The following is a 930-nucleotide window of genomic DNA, read 5'->3' on the forward strand; positions in this document are numbered from 1 at the left end:
TTCAGAGAGAACGGCCATTTCGTAGTAATGTCTATTGATACTGTTATCTTTTTCAAATACATATTTACTCCATCTTTTAGAGATAAAATCTATTGGAGCATCTTCAGGAATTTTCCTTTTCCCACTCTCGTTAATATCTTTAAGTATATCAATTCCTTCAATTAAAGATTCATTAGCTTTTGTAGATTTAAATTCTAATAGATGTAAAAATTTTGGAGTATATCTTCTTAAAAAATAAAATCTTTTTTCTAATAAATCTAAATAATCATAATCTACTGGCCTTGCTAATTTCTCAGCTTCATTTACAGATAAAACAAAATTTTCCCAATTAACAATAGTTTCAAGAGCTTTAAACGGATCTATCCCTTCCTCTTTGGCTTTAATTAAAGATTTTCCTATACTTGCAAATTGAACTATTTTTTCATTTAACTTTTTCCCATTATTTTTTTGTATCTCTTCTTGAGCTTTTCTTCCTTTTGAAATCAGTGTTAACATTTGTCTATCATGAACTTCAAAAGCCTTATCTATCAGGTCTTTAGAAAGATTTATTAAAAGAATTGTTAATAGTGCATATCTTTTATTTTCTTTGAAATCTCTAAAAGCATAAGGTTCATATCTCATAGCCATTCTATAGAGTTGTAATAATCTATTTGAGTGAAAATGTTGAACTAAAGAAATATCAAGATGTAAATCTTTTATATACTCGATTTTATCAGCCAACTTTAAAAAAGTTTCTGGAGAAGGAAAGCCAGTTGGAGTTTTTAACCAACCAAGGGTTGTTCTGCTTCGCTCCTCTATATTAGGCTGAACTAATAGAGTAGAATTTAACTTTTCTTTTTGCTCTTCTGAAAGAGAATTATTTAAAGTATCAAAAAGTATTTTTTCTGCTTCGTTTTTAGCTTCCCATATTAGGTTCTCAATAGTAGTTAT

1 pseudogene is annotated in these 930 nt (G+C 28.1%); it reads right to left on the reverse strand.

The features are described from left to right. Positions 1–930, reverse strand: a pseudogene (locus L988_RS13905) (Tn3 family transposase); the annotation flags it as partial.

The sequence above is a fragment of the Cetobacterium sp. ZWU0022 genome (assembly GCF_000800875.1).
Taxonomy (GTDB): Bacteria; Fusobacteriota; Fusobacteriia; order Fusobacteriales; family Fusobacteriaceae; genus Cetobacterium_A.